A 15,806-nucleotide genomic window follows, 5' to 3' on the forward strand; every position below is an offset into this window, starting at 1 on the left:
ACGATAGGCTCGGGGGAGGCGACGCCGCACGACCGGCGCGATGATGCGATGGGGAGGCGGCGGTGACTGGTACGGGGCGGAGCCTTCCCGCTGCGGGATTCCTGCTCGCGATCGCGTCGGCGGCGAGCTTCGCGCTCTCGGGCATCTTCGCGAGCGCGCTGCTGTCCGCCGGTTGGTCGGCGGGCGCCGCGGTGACCGCTCGGATCACGCTGGCCGCGCTCGTGCTCGCGGTGCCGACCCTGCTGGTGCTCCGCGGCCGGTGGAGCCTGGTGCGCGCCGCCTGGCGCCCGCTCCTGCTCTTCGGGCTGCTCGCGGTGGCCGGGTGCCAGCTCGCGTTCTTCCTGGCCGTGCAGTTCATCCCGCCGAGCCTCGCGCTGCTCATCGAGTTCCTCGGCCCGGTGGTGCTCATGCTCTGGAGCTGGGTGCGGACGCGGGTCGCACCGAGCTGGATCACGCTCGCCGGCGCGGGCATCGCCGTCCTCGGGCTCGTCGCGATCTCGGGCGTCGTCACCGGGGGCTCGCTGAACCCGCTGGGGATCCTGTTCGCGCTGATCGCCGCGGTGGGCAACGCCGCCTACTACGCGACCGGCGCGTCCGCGGATCACGGGATCCCGCCGCTGCCCTTCGTCGGCCTGGGCCTCGGGGTCGGTGCCGTCGTACTCATCATCGTCAGCGCGGCCGGTCTGCTGCCGTTCGCGGTCACCGCCGCACCGGCGGTGATCGGCGGCGTCGATCTGCCTCCGTGGGTCGCCGTCGGCGGCATGGTGCTCATCTCGACGGTACTCTCCTACATCCTCGGGGTCGCGGCCTCCCGCCGACTCGGCGCGACGGTCGCGAGCTTCACCGGCTACTCGGAAGCGCTCTTCGGGATCTTCTGGACCATCGTGCTGCTGGCGGTGATCCCGTCGCCCGCGCAGTGGCTCGGCGCGGCGCTGATCGTGCTCGGGGTCGTCGGCGTCAAGCTCGGAGAAGTCGTGCGCGTCCGCAAGCCGGACCCGGATATGGTTGACGCATGAAGCATCGCCTCCTGACCGGCCTCGCCGCCGGCGCGCTCGCATTCTCACTCCTGCCGCTTACGGCGACCGCCGCGGAAGCGGCCCCGGCGCGCTACAAGAACTGCACCGCCCTGAACAAGGCCTACGCGCACGGGGTGGCGAAGAAGGGCGCGAAGGATCGGGTGCGCGGCAAGACCCGACCCGTCACCACCTTCCGGGTCGACACGGCGCTCTACACGGCCAACCGGCACCTCGACGGCGACGCGGACGGCGTCGCCTGCGAGAAGCGCTAGCGCCGTGGCCACGCTCGTCTGGTTCCGCGACGACCTCCGGATCGCCGACCATCCGGCGCTCGCGGCGGCTGCGGAGGACCCGGACGGCATGGTCCTGCTGTACCTGCTCGACGAGGAGAGCTCCGGTGCGCGGCCGCTCGGCGGCGCAGCTCGCTGGTGGCTGCACGGGTCGCTCGCGGCGCTGCAGACGGAACTCGCCGCTCGCGGCGTCCCGCTCGTCCTGCGCCGCGGCGCGGCCGCCGAGGCGATCCCCAGGATCATCGCCGAGAGCGGTATCGACCGTGTCCTGTGGAACCGACGGTATGGCGACGAGCGGCATGCGGACGCCGAGCTGAAGGCCTCCCTGCGCGCCTCGGGGGTCGAAGCGCACTCGTTCGTCGGCGGGGTGCTGCACGAACCCGGCACGATCCTGACCGAAGCGGGGCAGCCGTACCGCGTCTACTCGCCCTTCTGGCGCGCGTGCGTCGCGGCGCCCGAACCGGCGGTGCCCCTGGACCCGCCCACGCGCTGGAGCGCGGCGAAGGCGCAGCCCGCGAGCGAGGTGCTCGACGACTGGGGGCTCCGCCCCACGCACCCCGATTGGGCGGACGGTCTCGCCGCTCGCTGGGAGCCCGGCGAACGCGCCGCTGCGGAGCAGCTCGAGCGGTTCCTCGACGAGCGTGCGAGCGAATACGCCGCGGGTCGCGACTTCCCGGCGGAGCCCGCGACCTCCGAACTCTCGCCGCACCTGCGCTGGGGCGAGATCAGTCCGCGGCAGGTCTGGCATCGCAGCATCGCCGCGGGCGTCGACGTCGGCACGTTCCTCTCGGAGCTCGGCTGGCGCGAGTTCGCCTGGCACACGGCCTTCCATCGCGGCGCGCTGCACGAGCGCGGCATCGACCCGCGATTCGACGCCTTCCCGTGGCGCTCTGCCGACGTCCACGGCGGCGAGCTCCGCGACTGGGTACGCGGGCGCACCGGCTTCGGCCTCGTCGACGCGGGCATGCGCGAGCTCTGGGCGACCGGGTTCATGCACAACCGGGTACGCATGGTCGCCGCGTCGTTCTTGACGAAGAACCTGCTGATCGACTGGCGCGAGGGAGAGCGCTGGTTCTGGGACACGCTCGTCGACGCCGACGCCGCGAGCAACCCGTTCAACTGGCAGTGGGTCGCGGGCTGCGGGGTCGATGCCGCACCCTATTTCCGCATCTTCAACCCCGAGACCCAGCAGCGCCGCTTCGATCCCGACGGCCGCTACGTCGAACGCTGGGCGTCCGACAGCCTGCTCGTCCCCGGGATCGTCGACCTGCGCGAGAGCCGGATCCGGGCCCTCGCCGCCTACGACGCGATCAAGTGAGTCATCGCGAGCGTTCACCGATCGCCGCGTCGATCGCCTCGGCGGCGGTGCGATGAGCGAACGCGAAGCCCGAGCGCTCGAGCGCCTCGGGGTGCACCGCGGCATCCGCGAGCAGGAGGGAGTCGGCCGCGTCGCGTCCGAGCCCGAGCCGGAGTGCCCATGCGGGCGCGGGCAGCAGGAACGGGCGGTGCAGCGCAGCCGCGAGGGCGCGGCCGATGTCGTTCGCGCTCGCGGTCTCGGGGCCTGAGAGGTTCACGGGGCCCGTGAGCTCCGCCGCGATGACGTGCCGGATCGCCGCGACCTCGTCCTGCAGCGAGATCCAGGGCCAGATCTGCCGTCCGCCGCCGAGCGGGCCGCCGAGGCCGAACCGCGTCAGCGCGATCATGGGTTTCAGTACGCCATCGGGGTGGAGCAGGGGAGCGGTGCGGAGCAGGGCGACGCGCGCATCGGGACCGGCTTCGAGGGCGGTCCGCTCCCACTGCGCGGTGAGCTCCGCGAGGAACGTCCGTCCCGCGGGGCTCTGCTCGGTCAGACGCGCCCCGGGGGCCGAGCCGTAGATGCCGACCGCGGACGCTGACACGAACTGCGGCGCGCCGCCGCCGAGCTGCCGGATCGCACGCGCGATCGTGCGCGTCGGCTCGATCCGGGAGGCCAGGAGCTCCTGCTTCCGGCGCGCCGTCCAGGGGAGGCGTCCGATGCTCGCGCCGTTGAGCGAGACGACCGCCCGGGCCCCCTCGAGCACGGCGGGGTCGAGGGGCGCGGACCCGGGCCGCCACTCGACTTCGTCGCCCGAGCGGGCCGGGCGCCGCACGAGCCGGACGACGGGGATGCCGTCCGCCGCGAAGGAGTCGGCGAGCGCCCGGCCGATGAGGCCGGATGCGCCGGAGATGATGACGCGCGGTTCGTTCATCGCGAGGTGTCCTTTCGTGCGAGCCGGGACGGCCACCATATCGGTCGCCCGATGTCGAACATGAGCGCGGGCACGAGGAAGGCCCGCACGAGGAAGGTGTCGAGCAGCACCCCGAACGCCACGATGAACGCGATCTGCACGAGGAACAGGATCGGGATCACCGAGAGCGCGGCGAAGGTGGCGGCGAGCACGAGCCCCGCCGAGGTGATCACGCCGCCGGTGGCCGCCAGGCCCCGGATCACGCCGTCCCGGGTGCCGTGCATGCGGGACTCCTCGCGGACCCGGGTGGCGAGGAAGATGTTGTAGTCGATGCCCAGTGCGACGAGGAACACGAAGCCGTAGAGCGGCACCGCGGGGTCGGCCCCCGGGAACCGGAAGATGCCGTTGAACACCAGGGCCGAGACACCGAGGGCGGTCCCGAAGGAGAGCACGGTGGTGAGGATCAGCAGTACGGGAGCGACGATCGACCGGAGCAGCAGCATGAGGATCACGAGGATGACTGCGAGCACCACGGGGATGATCAGGGTGCGGTCGTGCACGGAGGCGTCGTTCGTATCGATCGCGGTCGCGGTCACGCCGCCGACGAGGGCGGGCGTGCCCGCCGACGCGAATGCCGATCGGAGATCGCGGACCGTGCGTTCGGCGGCATCGGAGTCCGCGGCGCTCGTCAGGGTGCCCTGCAGCAGCACGCGCCCGTCGACCTCGGTGGGCGCGGGAGCCGGTGCACCCGGCGGGCCCTGCGCCACGATGCCCTCGCCCGTGACCGTCGCCGAGCCCGAGGGGGCGTCCCTCGAGACCACGGTGACGCCGTCGATGCCGCGCTGCGCCAGCATCGTGTCGGCCGCCTCGCGCAGTTCGGCGGCCGGGACCACGACGGAGACCGGGCTCCCGGATCCACCGGGGAAGTGCTCGCCGAGCACGCGCTGTCCGTCGCGGGCGCCGGAGCTCGTCAGCACGAGATCCGACTGCGAGACGCCCTGCGCCTGCAACTGCGTCACGCCCGCGGCACCGATCAGCAGGAGCGCGGTGGTGGCGATCCAGATGGTCCGCGGCCGACGGCGGATGAGCCCGCCGAGCCTCGCCCAGACCCCGCGGGTCGGCACCCCGCCCTCCGCGGCCACCGCCTCGGGCTCGAAGCGCGGCCGCTTCGGCCAGAACGCGGCGCGGCCGAACGCGAAGAGGAGCGCCGGGAGCAGCGTGAGCGCGGCGAGCATCGCGAACACGATGCCGATCGAGGCCACGGGCCCGAGAGCGCTGTTGGACTTGAGGTCGCTGAGGAGGAGGCAGAGCAGGCCGGCGATGACGGTTCCCCCGACGCCACGATGGGCTCCCAGGAGCCGCGGAGCGCCCGGAAGGTCGCGGCGGTCTTGTCCTGCTCGACGCGCAGCGCCTCGCGATAGCGCGACACGTAGAGCAGCGAGTAATCGGTCGCGGCGCCGATGACGAGGATGAAGAGGATGCCCTGGGTCTGCCCGCTGAGCAGCAGCACTCCGCTCTTGGCGAGCCACCAGACGCTGAGCAGCGCGACCGTGAGCGCGAACAGGCTGGTCGAGAGCACCGCGATGGGGAGGAGGAGCGAGCGGTAGACGACAATGAGGATCACGAGCACCGCGAGGAGGGCGACGAGGAGCAGGATCCCGTCGATGCCCGAGAACGCCTCGACGAGGTCGGCGGTGAAGCCGGCGGGCCCGGTCACGTGCGCGACGATCCCGTCCGGCGCCTGCGCTGAGAGCTGCGCCGAGATCTCGTCGACCACCGTGCTCACCTTCACCGAGGTATCGACCGGCACGAACGCCTCCGCGGCGAGACCGTCCTTCGACGGGATCACGGGGGAGACTCCGTCGGCCACCCCGGCGATCTCGCCCAGATCCTGCACCGCGCCCGACAGGCGCTCGAGCTGCTCGGGGCTGATCTTCGACTCCGAGGCGAAGACGACGACCGCGGGGATGGCGTTCGACTCGGTGAAGTCGCCGAGCATGCGCTGCACCTTCGTGGCATCCGCCGAAGACGGCAGGTAGGCCGTCTGATCGTTGGAGGAGACCTCGCTCACCTTGCCGAAGTAGGGTCCGCCGACGCCGGCGCCCGCGAACCACACCAGGATGATGAGCGCCGGGAGGATGACCCGCAGCCAGGCGGGCACTCGGCGCCGGGGTGCGGATGCGGAGGGACCCGACGATGCCGTGCGTGGGTCGTGCTGCTGCGTCACTCGGATCATCTCCATCGAATCGATATCTCGTGGTTGATAGTTTCCCTGAGTGTAATTTAATCTGAGGTCCTCGTCAGCGCAACACTAGGATGACGCCATGTCCGATGAACGCGACGGGGTCCCGTCCGACCCGATCGCCGCCAGCCTCTACGAAGTCGACTCGAGCGACCCGCGCAGCGAACTCGTCGACCGATCCGGCCTGTCGCCCGAGGCGATCGGCCAGATCGGCCGACTCATGGCCTCGCTGTCCGCGCTGCGCGAGGTCGAGCAGGAGGTGTCCGATGCGTCGCAGAGGTACATGCGCCTCAGTGCGCAGGACATGCGGGCGCTGCACTACCTGATCGTCGCCAAGAACCGCGCCGAGGTGGCGACGCCCGGCATGCTCGCCGCGCACCTCGGCATCTCGGCGGCCTCGACCACCAAGCTCCTGAACCGTCTGGAGCGCGGGGGTCACATCGTGCGCAACGTGCATCCGGCTGATCGTCGGGCCTTCGCGATCGAGGTGACGCGGGAGACCGAGGTCTCGGCGATGCAGACGGTGGGGCGCCAGCAGTCGAAGCGATTCCACGCGGCCGCCCGGCTGAGCCCCGAAGAGCGTGAGACCGTGATCCGCTTCCTCGACGACATGGCCGCCGAGCTCTCGCTGGAGGGTGCGGAGTGGGCGTCTGACGGCACCGAGTAGGCCGGATCCGTGACACAACGGGGCGATACCGCCCGGTCCGCCCGTCCGGTCAGTCCGCGGAGCGTCCGCCGGGCCCGTAGAGCCGGGCGACGTCCTCCGACCCGAGCCACCCCGCATACGTCGGACCCTGGGGCCAGCCGGCGGGGGAGTCCTGCCACGCCTCCTGCCGCCCCAGCGGCAGCAGGTCGACCAGCGGGAAGGTATGCGCGACCTGTTCGACGCCCCGGCTCGTCGTCGACCAGGTGCGATACACCGTGTCGCCGTCGCGGAGGAACACGTTGAGCGCGAAGCCACCGCCCGCCGGGGCATCCACGTCCGCCCCGAACGGACTGCCGGCAGTCGAAAACCACTCCATCCAGTTCCCGACGCGGTCGCGGTAGGCGAGGGCCTCCTCGATCGGGCCCTGGGTGACGATCACGAATCTCGCGTCGTAGGGCTCCAGGAACTCGAGTCGCGTGAACTGCGAGGTGAAGGACGTGCATCCGCCGCACTGCCACTCGGAGTCCGGGAACCACATGTGGTGGTAGGTGATGAGCTGGGAGCGGCCGTCGAAGAGATCGACGAGGCGCACGGGGCCGTCGGCTCCCTGCAGGGTGTAGTCGGGCAGCTCCACCATCGGCAGGCGCCTGCGCTGTGCGGCGATGGCGTCCAGCTCGCGCGTCGCGGCCTTCTCACGCACCCTCAGCGCATCGAGCTCCCGCCGCCAGGCCTCTGCGTCGACGACCGGCGGCATCGCAGTGGACGGGGTTTCGGACGACATCGGCGTCTCCTTCCGTTCTCCGACCATTCTGCGCCGGTGCGCGGGAAGGTCAAGGGCGGCCTCGGCCCGCCCGGCTAGCATGGGCGGATGAGCGATGCGCCGTTCCTCGTGAGCTCCTGCCTGGCGGGCATTCCCTGCCGCTACGACGCTCGCGCGCGACCCGACGACGCGGTGATCGAGGCGGTCCGCGAGGGGCGCGCGATCCCCGCGTGCGCCGAGCAGCTGGGCGGTCTGCCCACGCCCCGTCCCGCCGCCGAGATCGTCGGGGGCGATGGGGATGACGTGCTGCGGGGCTCGGCACGGGTGATGAGCATCGATGGCGAGGATCTGACGGCGCAGTTCGTCGCCGGGGCAGAGGCCGTCGCGGAGATCGTCGAGCGTCATGGCATCGAGCGAGCCCTGTTGCAGGGGCGCAGCCCGTCCTGCGGCTGCGGGACCATCTACGACGGCACCCACTCGGGTGCGCTCGTCGACGGCGACGGCGTGCTGACCGCGGTGCTCGCACGCCGGGGGCTCTCGATCGAGCCGGTTCGCGGGCGCCGCCAGGAGTAGGCCGACCGATCGGTGGTGCGCAAGAAGGGACTTGAACCCTCACGTCCGAAGACACTGGAACCTAAATCCAGCGCGTCTGCCAATTCCGCCACTCGCGCGCGTGCCGCGCGGGACGGCACCGCCCCAGCCTAGCGCGGCCCGTGCGGATGGGAGCGCCCGCGCGGCGCGAGCCGGGGTCCGCCGGGAGTAGGCTGGATGCCACTTGCAGGCGCGCATTTCGGCACGCGCCGACGAGGGAGACGAAGGAGCCCGAGTGACCCGCACCATCAAGCTGGCAGTGATTCCCGGCGACGGCATCGGACCGGAGGTGATCGAGCAGGCGAATCGCGTGCTCGACGCCGTGCTCGACGGCGGCGACGTCGCGCTCGAGCGCACCGAGTTCAAGCTGGGCGCCGAGCGCTTCCTCGAGACGGGCGACACGCTCCCCGAGGACGAGCAGGCGGCCATCGCCGAGCACGACGCGATCCTGTTCGGCGCCGTGGGCGGGGTTCCCGGCGACCCGCGGCTCAAGGCGGCGAACATCGAGCGCGGGCTGCTGCTGAAGCTGCGCTTCGACTTCGATCACTACGCCAACGTGCGCCCCTGCGCGCTCGTGCCGGGTGTGGCCTCGACGCTCGCGAACCCGGGCGAGGTCGACTTCGTCGTGGTGCGCGAGGGCACCGAGGGCCCCTACGCGGGCAACGGCGGACGCCTGCGCCCGGGCACGCCCGCCGAGGTGGCGACCGAGGTCTCCGTCAACACCGCCTACGGCATCGAGCGCGTCGTCCGCTACGCGTTCCAGGTGGCGGAGAGCCGCCCGCGCAAGACGCTCACCTGGGTGCACAAGACGAACGTGCTCGTGCACGCCGGCGCCACCTGGCAGCGCATCGTCGAGGCCGTCGCCGCCGAGCACCCCGGCATCGCCGTCGACTACATGCACGTCGACGCGGCGACGATCCACATGGTGCAGAACCCGTCGCGCTTCGACGTGATCGTGACTGATAACCTGTTCGGTGACATCCTCACGGACCTGGCCGGCGCCATCGGCGGCGGCATCGGGCTCGCAGCCAGCGGCAACATCAATCCCGACGGCACGTTCCCGAGCATGTTCGAGCCCGTTCACGGATCTGCTCCCGACATCGCGGGGAAGCAGCTGGCGGACCCGACCGCGGCGATCCTCTCCGCAGCCCTCATGCTCGACCACCTCGGTCTCGCCGCAGACGGCGACCGCATCCGCGCGGCGGTGCGGTCCGATCTGGCCGGCGCCACCGATCGCGGCGACGCACCGCGCTCGACCACCGCCGTCGGCGACGCGGTGATCGCGCAGCTCCCGGCCCGCGCCTAGCGCCGCCGGATACGACTCAGCACCCGCTCCAGGAGAAAGCACGCACATGACCGCTCTCGCATTCACCCGCACCGAAGCCGATCGACTGCCCGACGCCGAGCGCGAGGCGATCCTCGCCGACCCCGGCTTCGGCAACCACTTCACCGATCACATGGTCTCGATCTCGTGGAGCGTCGACGCGGGCTGGCACGACGCGCAGGTCCTGCCGTACGGGCCGCTGCAGGTGGACCCGGCTTCGTCGGTGCTGCACTACGGGCAGGAGATCTTCGAGGGACTCAAAGCGTACCGCCGCCCCGACGGGTCGATCGTCACCTTCCGCGCCGACGCGAACGCTCGTCGCCTGAACACGAGCGCCGACCGGCTCGCCCTGCCCGAGCTCCCCGAAGAGCTCTTCGTGGCTGCGGTGAACGAGCTGCTGCACGTCGACGCGGACTGGGTGCCCTCGGGTGAGGACCAGAGCCTCTACCTGCGTCCGTTCATGATCGCCGACGAGAGCTTCCTCGGCGTGCGAGCCGCCCAGAAGGCGCGCTTCCTCATCATCGCGAGCCCCGCGGGCGCCTACTTCACGGGCGGCGTGAAGCCCGTCTCGATCTGGCTGTCGAAGGATCTGGCCCGCGCCGGTCGCGGCGGAACGGGGGCCGCGAAGTGCGGCGGCAACTACGCCTCGTCCCTGCTGCCGACCCGCATCGCGGCTGCGAACGGCTGCGCGCAGGTGCTCTTCACCGACTCGGCCACCGAGGACACGATCGACGAGCTCGGCGGCATGAATCTCTTCCTCGTGCGCGCGGACGGCACGCTCGTCACCCCGCGCACCAACGGCAACATCCTCGACGGCATCACCCGCTCGAGCCTCATCCGCCTCGCCGAGGCGCGCGGGCACCGGGTCGAGGAGCGCGACGTCACCGTGCGCGAGTGGCGCGAGGGCGTCGCCGACGGCAGCATCACCGAGGCGTTCGCGTGCGGCACCGCGGCCGTGATCACTCCGATCCAGGCGCTCGTCGCCGAGGAGGGCACGCTGCTCGACTTCGGAGCGGGCGCTCCGGGCGAGCTCACCATGTCGCTGCGCGAGGAGCTCACGGGGATCCAGTTCGGCACGGTCGAGGATCCCTTCGGCTGGGTGACCGAGGTGGTTCCCGCGAACGCCGGGGCGGCCGCCTGATGCGGGTCGCGCGGTTCCGCACCGACGACGCGATCACCTTCGGCATCTTCGACGAGGCCGAGCACGGCGGAGGCGAGGAGCTCGTCGAACTCGTCGCCGACCCCATGGTCGCGGGATACGAGACCACGGGTCGCCGATTCCGCCTCGACGAGGTCAAGCTGCTCGCCCCGGTGATCCCACGATCGAAGATCGTCTGCGTCGGCAAGAACTACCAGGATCACGTCGACGAGATGGCCGGGGTCACCGGCATCGGCGGCTCGGCGCCCGAAGAGCCGCTGCTCTTCCTCAAGCCGAACACCTCGGTGATCGGTCCGGACAACGCGATCGTGCGCCCGGCGATCTCCGACCGCGTCGAGCACGAGGGCGAGCTCGCCGTCGTGATCGGCGCGATCGCGAAGGACGTCCCCGAGTCCGAGGCGTTGAAGTACGCCTACGGCTTCACCTGCGCCAACGACGTGACCGCGCGCGATCTGCAGATCAGCGACGGCCAGTGGGCGCGGGCCAAGGGCTTCGACACGTTCTGCCCGCTCGGCCCGGTCATCGAGACCGACCTCGACCTCGCCGATCTGCGCGTCGAGACGCGCGTGAACGGCGAGGTGCGGCAGAGCGCTTCCACGAAGGATCTGATCCACTCGATCCCGAAGATCATCGCGCACGCGTCGCAGGCGTTCACGCTGCTGCCCGGCGACGTGATCCTCACCGGCACCCCCGCGGGCGTCGGGCGGCTTGAGCCGGGCGACACGGTCGAGGTCGAGGTGCAGGGCATCGGGGTGCTGCGCAACACCGTGAGCTGATCCGGCGGTCTTCGCGTCCGCGGGATGCGACAATAGACGGCGATGGATCCCAACAAGCTGAATCACGACGCCGACGCGCCCCGCCTGATCAAGACGCGGCCCCGCGCAGACGGCGATGCGGCGCGTCCGCAGACGCGCCCCCGCACCGAGGGCTGGACCCAGCTGACCGGGCCCGACGGGCGCCCGACGCTGCAGTTCGCGTCGCCGCGCGTGAAGCAGCCCGACACGCACCTGGCCGACATGACCCTCGCCGAGCGCGAAGCAAAGATCGTCGAGATGGGCCTGCCGAAGTTCCGGGCGAAGCAGGTCTCGAAGCACTACTTCGAGCACCGCACCACCGATCCCGAGCAGATGACCGACCTGCCGAAGGAGCGCCGCGAGGAGATCGCGGCGGCGTTCTTCCCGCCGCTCCTCACCGAGGTAAAGCGCCTCGTCACCGACGACGGCGACACCATCAAGTTCCTCTGGCGGCTGTTCGACGGCGCGCTCGTCGAGTCGGTGCTCATGCGCTACCCGGGACGCATCACGCTCTGCGTCTCGAGCCAGTGCGGCTGCGGCATGAACTGCCCCTTCTGCGCGACCGGCCAGGCGGGACTCACCCGCAACATGTCGACCGCCGAGATCCTCGATCAGATCGTGCAGGCGAACCGCGTGATCGCCGAGGGCGGCCTCGGCCGCAGGCGCGAGGCCGGCAACGGGGCGGAGCCCGAGCGGGTCAACAACATCGTCTTCATGGGCATGGGCGAGCCGCTCGCCAACTACAAGCGGGTCATGAACGCGGTGCGTCGCATGGTCGCGCCGTCGCCCGAGGGCCTCGGCATGAGCGCACGCGGCATCACGGTGTCGACCGTGGGGCTCGCGCCCGCCATCAAGAAGCTCGCCGACGAGGACATCCCGGTGACCTTCGCGCTGTCGCTGCACGCGCCCGACGACCAGCTGCGCGACGAGCTGATCCCCGTCAACAGCCGCTGGAAGGTCGACGAGGTGCTCGACGCCGCGCGCGGCTACTACGAGAAGACCGGTCGACGGGTCTCGATCGAGTACGCCCTCATCAAGGACATGAACGACCACGCGTGGCGCGCCGAGCTGCTGGCCGACAAGCTGAACGCCCGCGGCCGCGGCTGGGTCCACGTGAACCCGATCCCGCTGAACCCGACCCCGGGCTCGGTGTGGACCTCGTCCACCCGCGAGGTCACCCGGGAGTTCGTCGATCGCCTCAATGCCGCCGGGATCCCGACGACCCTGCGCGATACCCGGGGCAAGGAGATCGACGAGGCCTGCGGCCAGCTGGTCGCGACCGAGCAGGACAAGGCGGACGCCGCGGCGTTCGCCGACGCCGCGAGCTGAGGCGGGCGGCGGTCGCCCCCGCTCTCAGCGCCCGAGTGCGCTCGCGAGCAGTTCGACGTCGGCCTCGGTGTTCCAGAGGTGGAACGCGACGCGAGCGTTCCCGGCGCGACCCGAGGCGACGATGCCGGCTGCGGTGAGCGCGGCGAGGTCGGATCCGTCGGGATCCGCCCAGGTCACGATCGCGGACTCGCACTCGGGCAGGCCGAGCACCTTCCGGGCTCGGCGGGCGAGGCCGACGGCGTGCGCCTGCGCGAGGCCGGGTTCGAGCCCGGCGAAGAAGCGCAGCGCGGCCTCGGCTCCCGCGATCGCCTGCCAGGCGGGGGAGAGGTCGAAGCGTCCGGCCCCCGCTGCGAGCGGGGTGTGGCCGGCGTAGCAGGATCCCCAGACGTCGTCGGCCGAGCACCAGCCGGCGGCGATCGGGGTGAGCGCGTCGTCGAGCCCGGCGCGCACGGTGAGGAAGCTGACGCCGCGCGGCGCGCACAGCCACTTGTAGGCGTGGCAGACGGTGAAGTCGAAGCCGGCGCCGCCGACGGGCAGCCAACCGAGCGACTGAGTGAGATCGACGAGGGTGCGGGCGCCGGCCGCCTCGGCGGCGGCGACGACGGCGGCGTGGTCGGCGATCGCGCCGGTCGCGGACTGCACGAGCGAGAACGCCACGAGCGCGGTCTCGGGCCGGATCTCCGCGGCGAGCCGGTCGAGGGACGCGTAGCGCACGCTGATCCCGCGGGACGCGAGCTGCTCGAACGGGTGCGTGAGGGAGGAGAAGTCGCCCTCGACGCAGAGCACCTCGGCGCCGTCGGGAACCGAGGTCGCGACGACCGACACCAGTTGCGAGACCTGCCCGGCGACCGCGACCCGGTCGGCGGGCACCTCCGCGATCCGGCCGAAGTGCTCGCGGCAGCGCTCGACGAGGCCGCCGATCGCGCGAGCGTCGAGCCGGCCGGCCGCCCAGGCGTCGATGGTGTCGTGCGCAGCCCGTGCGGTCTCGTGCGTCGGCAGCCCGCCGGTGCACGCCGAGAGGTATCCGCGCACCTCGGGGAACGCGTCGGACGGGATGCGAGGAGACGTTGCGGTCATGCCGCCAGGCTAGGAGCGCCCGCTTCATAAGAAAAGAGAATGCTTCTTATCTTTTTGTTTCCACTGGCTTATACTCGTGTGCATGACCACGCAGCGCACCGGCGATCCGCTAGGTTCCATCGACTCGACCGAACTCCGCATTCTGCACGCCCTCGCCACGACGGGCTCGCTGACGGCCGCGGCGGCGAGCCTCGGGCTCAGCCAGCCCGCGGTGAGCCAGCGCATCAAGCGCGTCGAGACCCGGCTCGCGGTGCCGCTCATCGAACGCCAGGGGCGGGGGATCCGGCTCACCCCCGCCGGACAGATCCTCGCCGATCACGGGCGGACCGTGGTCGCCGAGATCGACGCGGCGCTCGCGGCGATCGACGACCTGCGCGGCGAGCGCGGCGGCACCCTGCGGCTCGTCGGCTTCCCCTCGGCCTCCGCGACGATCGTGCCCGCGGTGATGCGCCGGCTCGCGACCGAGGCGCCCGACGTCTCGCTGCAGTACCGCGAGGCCGAGCCGCCCGCGGCTGTCGCGATGCTGCGCGACGGCGAGGTCGACTGCGCCCTGATCTTCGACTACGCGGGCGCGGCGGAGCGCCCCGCCGGCAGCGTCTTCACGCCGTTCTGGCGCGAGGAGGTGAAGCTCGTCGTCTCCCAGGAGCGCGCGGGCGACCAGCACGAGGCGCACCTCGGGGAGTACGCGGCGGAGCACTGGATCGCGGGCTGCGAGAAGTGCCGGGGCCACCTGCTCACCGCCGCGGCCGAGCACGGCTTCGAACCCGACATCATCCAGGAGACCGACAACGTCCCCGCGATGCTCGCGATGGCCGCGGCAGGCGGCGCGGTCGCGATGGTTCCCGACCTCGCGCTCGCCGCGGCGCGCACGCTGCCCGACGACGCCTGTGCGCTGCCCATCGTTCCGCCGCGCACCCGCACCATCGGGCTCGTATCGATGGACACCGCGAACGAGAGCCCGCAGGTGCGGCTCGCGAAGCGCATGCTCGGCGGCGTCGACGGATCCTGCTGGGGGCTGGAGTCCGTCGCGTGAGCGGCGGAGCGCCGCAGCGGACCTCGCACCGGGCACCGGCTTCGTCGGGTGCCGTTCTCGACGCGGGCGCGGTCGCCCGGATCCAGCGGCGCACCCTCTGGGTGCTGGCGGCGGGCACGGTGCTCGGCGGACTCGGCGTCGGCGCGGCGCTCTCGGTCGGTGCGCTGCTGCTCGCGCAGGTGAGCGGCAACGACGCGATATCGGGGCTCGCCTCCGCGGTGTTCAACGCGGGCGCCGCGGCCGCGGGCATCCCGCTCGCGCGTATCGCCGCACGGCACGGGCGCCGCCGGGCGCTCGTCACCGGCAGCATCGTCGCGATGATCGGTGCACTGGTCGCCATCTTCGGCGCCGTGATCTCCGTCTGGTGGGTGCTCGCCGTCGGCCTCGCCGCGCTCGGCGTCGCGAGCGCGGTGCAGCTGCTCTCACGATTCGCCGCGGCGGACCTCGCTCGACCGGAGAACCGCGCGCGCGACCTGTCCCTCGTGGTGTGGTCCATCACCGTCGGCGCGGTCGTCGGCCCCAACCTCATCGGACCGGGAGCCGTCGTCGGCTCCGCCCTCGGCATCGCCCCGCTCGCGGGAGTGTTCGTCTTCGCGTTCGTCGCCCAGGTGCTCGCAGCGTTCGTGAACGCGCTCGGCCTGCGTCCCGACCCGCTGCTCACCGCCCGCGCACTGCCGCAGGCCGATCCGACCGGGCCGATCGGCGTCGACGGTGGATCCGCTCGCGGGGACCGCGTCGCCCAGATCCTCACCATCGTCGTGATCGCGATCGCGCAGGCGGTCATGGTGGCGCTCATGGCGATGACGCCGCTGCACCTCATGCATCACGAGGGCACTCCCGAGATCGTCGGGATCACGCTGAGCCTGCACATCGCAGGCATGTACGCGCTGTCGCCGGTGTTCGGCCTGCTGGCGAGCCGCATCGGTCGCATCCCGGTCGTTGCGGCGGGACTCGTGATCCTGCTCGGCTCCGCCGCGCTCGCGTACTTCGCGGGTGCGTCGCACGCCCTCGTGCAGGTGGCGCTCGTGCTGCTGGGGCTCGGCTGGAGCGCCGTCACCGTGGCGGGCGCCGCTCTGCTGACCGAACTGACCCCGCGCGCGGACCGTCCGCGCTGGCAGGGCCGCTCGGACACCTTCATGAGCGCGTCGGGAGCCGTCGCCGGAGCCCTCTCGGGTCTGGTCTTCGCGGTCGGCGATTTCCCGTTCCTCGCGGTCGTCTCGGCGCTCATGCTGGCGATCGGCGCGATCGCGGCGGTTCCGCTCGCGCTGCGTTCCCGAGGCGCGGCGGGCGCCGCCGATCGAGCGACGCAGGGCGGCGTCACCCGGTAGACTGGGCGGT

14 protein-coding genes, 1 tRNA gene and 1 pseudogene are annotated in these 15,806 nt (G+C 71.8%); 11 read left to right on the plus strand and 5 right to left on the minus strand.

Annotated features, from left to right (window positions below; translation table 11 throughout):
• Positions 1-62: 62 nt before the first annotated feature.
• Genes AB3K78_RS04200 through AB3K78_RS04210 form a run of 3 tightly spaced genes read left to right on the plus strand, consistent with a single transcriptional unit; the run spans position 63 to position 2,624 of the window.
• Positions 63-1,016 carry an EamA family transporter gene (locus AB3K78_RS04200; RefSeq protein WP_416446436.1) on the plus strand — a complete coding sequence of 318 codons (954 nt, stop codon included), beginning with the start codon at positions 63-65 and terminating at the stop codon, positions 1,014-1,016.
• Positions 1,013-1,288: an excalibur calcium-binding domain-containing protein gene (locus tag AB3K78_RS04205; RefSeq protein ID WP_416446438.1), complete on the plus strand. Its 276-nt coding sequence runs from the start codon at positions 1,013-1,015 to the stop codon at positions 1,286-1,288. Before AB3K78_RS04200 ends, AB3K78_RS04205 begins: the two co-directional genes overlap by 4 nt.
• 4 nt (positions 1,289-1,292) lie before the next feature.
• Complete coding sequence (locus tag AB3K78_RS04210; RefSeq protein WP_416446440.1) at positions 1,293-2,624, plus strand: cryptochrome/photolyase family protein; 1,332 nt, start codon at positions 1,293-1,295, stop codon at positions 2,622-2,624.
• Position 2,625: 1 nt separating this feature from the next.
• Here the strand turns inward: AB3K78_RS04210 and AB3K78_RS04215 are convergent, their stop codons facing one another.
• Positions 2,626-3,534, minus strand: a complete 909-nt coding sequence (locus AB3K78_RS04215; RefSeq protein WP_416446442.1) for a TIGR01777 family oxidoreductase — start codon at positions 3,532-3,534, stop codon at positions 2,626-2,628.
• Positions 3,531-5,749: pseudogene (locus AB3K78_RS04220) on the minus strand (MMPL family transporter). The gene AB3K78_RS04215 and the pseudogene AB3K78_RS04220 overlap by 4 nt, the downstream one beginning before the upstream one ends.
• 88 nt (positions 5,750-5,837) lie before the next feature.
• Here AB3K78_RS04220 and AB3K78_RS04225 point away from each other — a divergent pair.
• Positions 5,838-6,422 carry a MarR family winged helix-turn-helix transcriptional regulator gene (locus AB3K78_RS04225; RefSeq protein WP_416446444.1) on the plus strand — a complete coding sequence of 195 codons (585 nt, stop codon included), beginning with the start codon at positions 5,838-5,840 and terminating at the stop codon, positions 6,420-6,422.
• A gap of 49 nt (positions 6,423-6,471) precedes the next feature.
• Here AB3K78_RS04225 and AB3K78_RS04230 read toward each other — a convergent pair whose 3' ends face one another.
• Positions 6,472-7,182 (minus strand): DUF899 domain-containing protein, encoded by a 711-nt coding sequence (locus tag AB3K78_RS04230; protein ID WP_416446446.1) that lies wholly within the window; start codon positions 7,180-7,182, stop codon positions 6,472-6,474.
• 87 nt (positions 7,183-7,269) lie between these two features.
• Between AB3K78_RS04230 and AB3K78_RS04235 the strand changes: the two genes are divergently transcribed.
• Complete coding sequence (locus AB3K78_RS04235; protein ID WP_416446448.1) at positions 7,270-7,734, plus strand: DUF523 domain-containing protein; 465 nt, start codon at positions 7,270-7,272, stop codon at positions 7,732-7,734.
• Between the two features lie 13 nt (positions 7,735-7,747).
• Here AB3K78_RS04235 and AB3K78_RS04240 read toward each other — a convergent pair.
• A tRNA-Leu gene (locus AB3K78_RS04240) sits at positions 7,748-7,832 on the minus strand.
• 155 nt (positions 7,833-7,987) lie between these two features.
• Here AB3K78_RS04240 and AB3K78_RS04245 point away from each other — a divergent pair.
• The 4 genes from AB3K78_RS04245 to rlmN are packed head-to-tail and all read left to right on the plus strand — an operon-like array spanning position 7,988 to position 12,358.
• A complete protein-coding gene (locus AB3K78_RS04245; protein ID WP_416446450.1) occupies positions 7,988-9,058 on the plus strand; it encodes a 3-isopropylmalate dehydrogenase in 1,071 nt (356 codons plus the stop codon).
• Positions 9,059-9,104: 46 nt separating this feature from the next.
• Positions 9,105-10,217, plus strand: coding sequence for a branched-chain amino acid aminotransferase (locus AB3K78_RS04250; protein WP_416446452.1), 1,113 nt, complete (start codon positions 9,105-9,107; stop codon positions 10,215-10,217).
• Positions 10,217-11,011 carry a fumarylacetoacetate hydrolase family protein gene (locus tag AB3K78_RS04255; protein ID WP_416446454.1) on the plus strand — a complete coding sequence of 265 codons (795 nt, stop codon included), beginning with the start codon at positions 10,217-10,219 and terminating at the stop codon, positions 11,009-11,011. Before AB3K78_RS04250 ends, AB3K78_RS04255 begins: the two co-directional genes overlap by 1 nt.
• 42 nt (positions 11,012-11,053) lie before the next feature.
• Positions 11,054-12,358 carry a 23S rRNA (adenine(2503)-C(2))-methyltransferase RlmN gene (rlmN, locus tag AB3K78_RS04260; RefSeq protein WP_416446456.1) on the plus strand — a complete coding sequence of 435 codons (1,305 nt, stop codon included), beginning with the start codon at positions 11,054-11,056 and terminating at the stop codon, positions 12,356-12,358.
• 24 nt (positions 12,359-12,382) lie between these two features.
• Here the strand turns inward: rlmN and AB3K78_RS04265 are convergent, their stop codons facing one another.
• Positions 12,383-13,435: an aminotransferase class V-fold PLP-dependent enzyme gene (locus AB3K78_RS04265; RefSeq protein ID WP_416446458.1), complete on the minus strand. Its 1,053-nt coding sequence runs from the start codon at positions 13,433-13,435 to the stop codon at positions 12,383-12,385.
• Between the two features lie 82 nt (positions 13,436-13,517).
• Here AB3K78_RS04265 and AB3K78_RS04270 point away from each other — a divergent pair, with 82 nt between their 5' ends.
• A complete protein-coding gene (locus AB3K78_RS04270; protein WP_416446460.1) occupies positions 13,518-14,468 on the plus strand; it encodes a LysR family transcriptional regulator in 951 nt (316 codons plus the stop codon).
• Positions 14,465-15,796 (plus strand): MFS transporter, encoded by a 1,332-nt coding sequence (locus AB3K78_RS04275; protein WP_416446462.1) that lies wholly within the window; start codon positions 14,465-14,467, stop codon positions 15,794-15,796. The genes AB3K78_RS04270 and AB3K78_RS04275 overlap by 4 nt, the downstream gene beginning before the upstream one ends.
• The last annotated feature ends 10 nt before the right edge of the window (positions 15,797-15,806 follow it).

Origin of the sequence: Leucobacter sp. HNU (assembly GCF_047946755.1) — a bacterium.
In the GTDB taxonomy this organism is placed as follows: domain Bacteria; phylum Actinomycetota; class Actinomycetes; order Actinomycetales; family Microbacteriaceae; genus Leucobacter.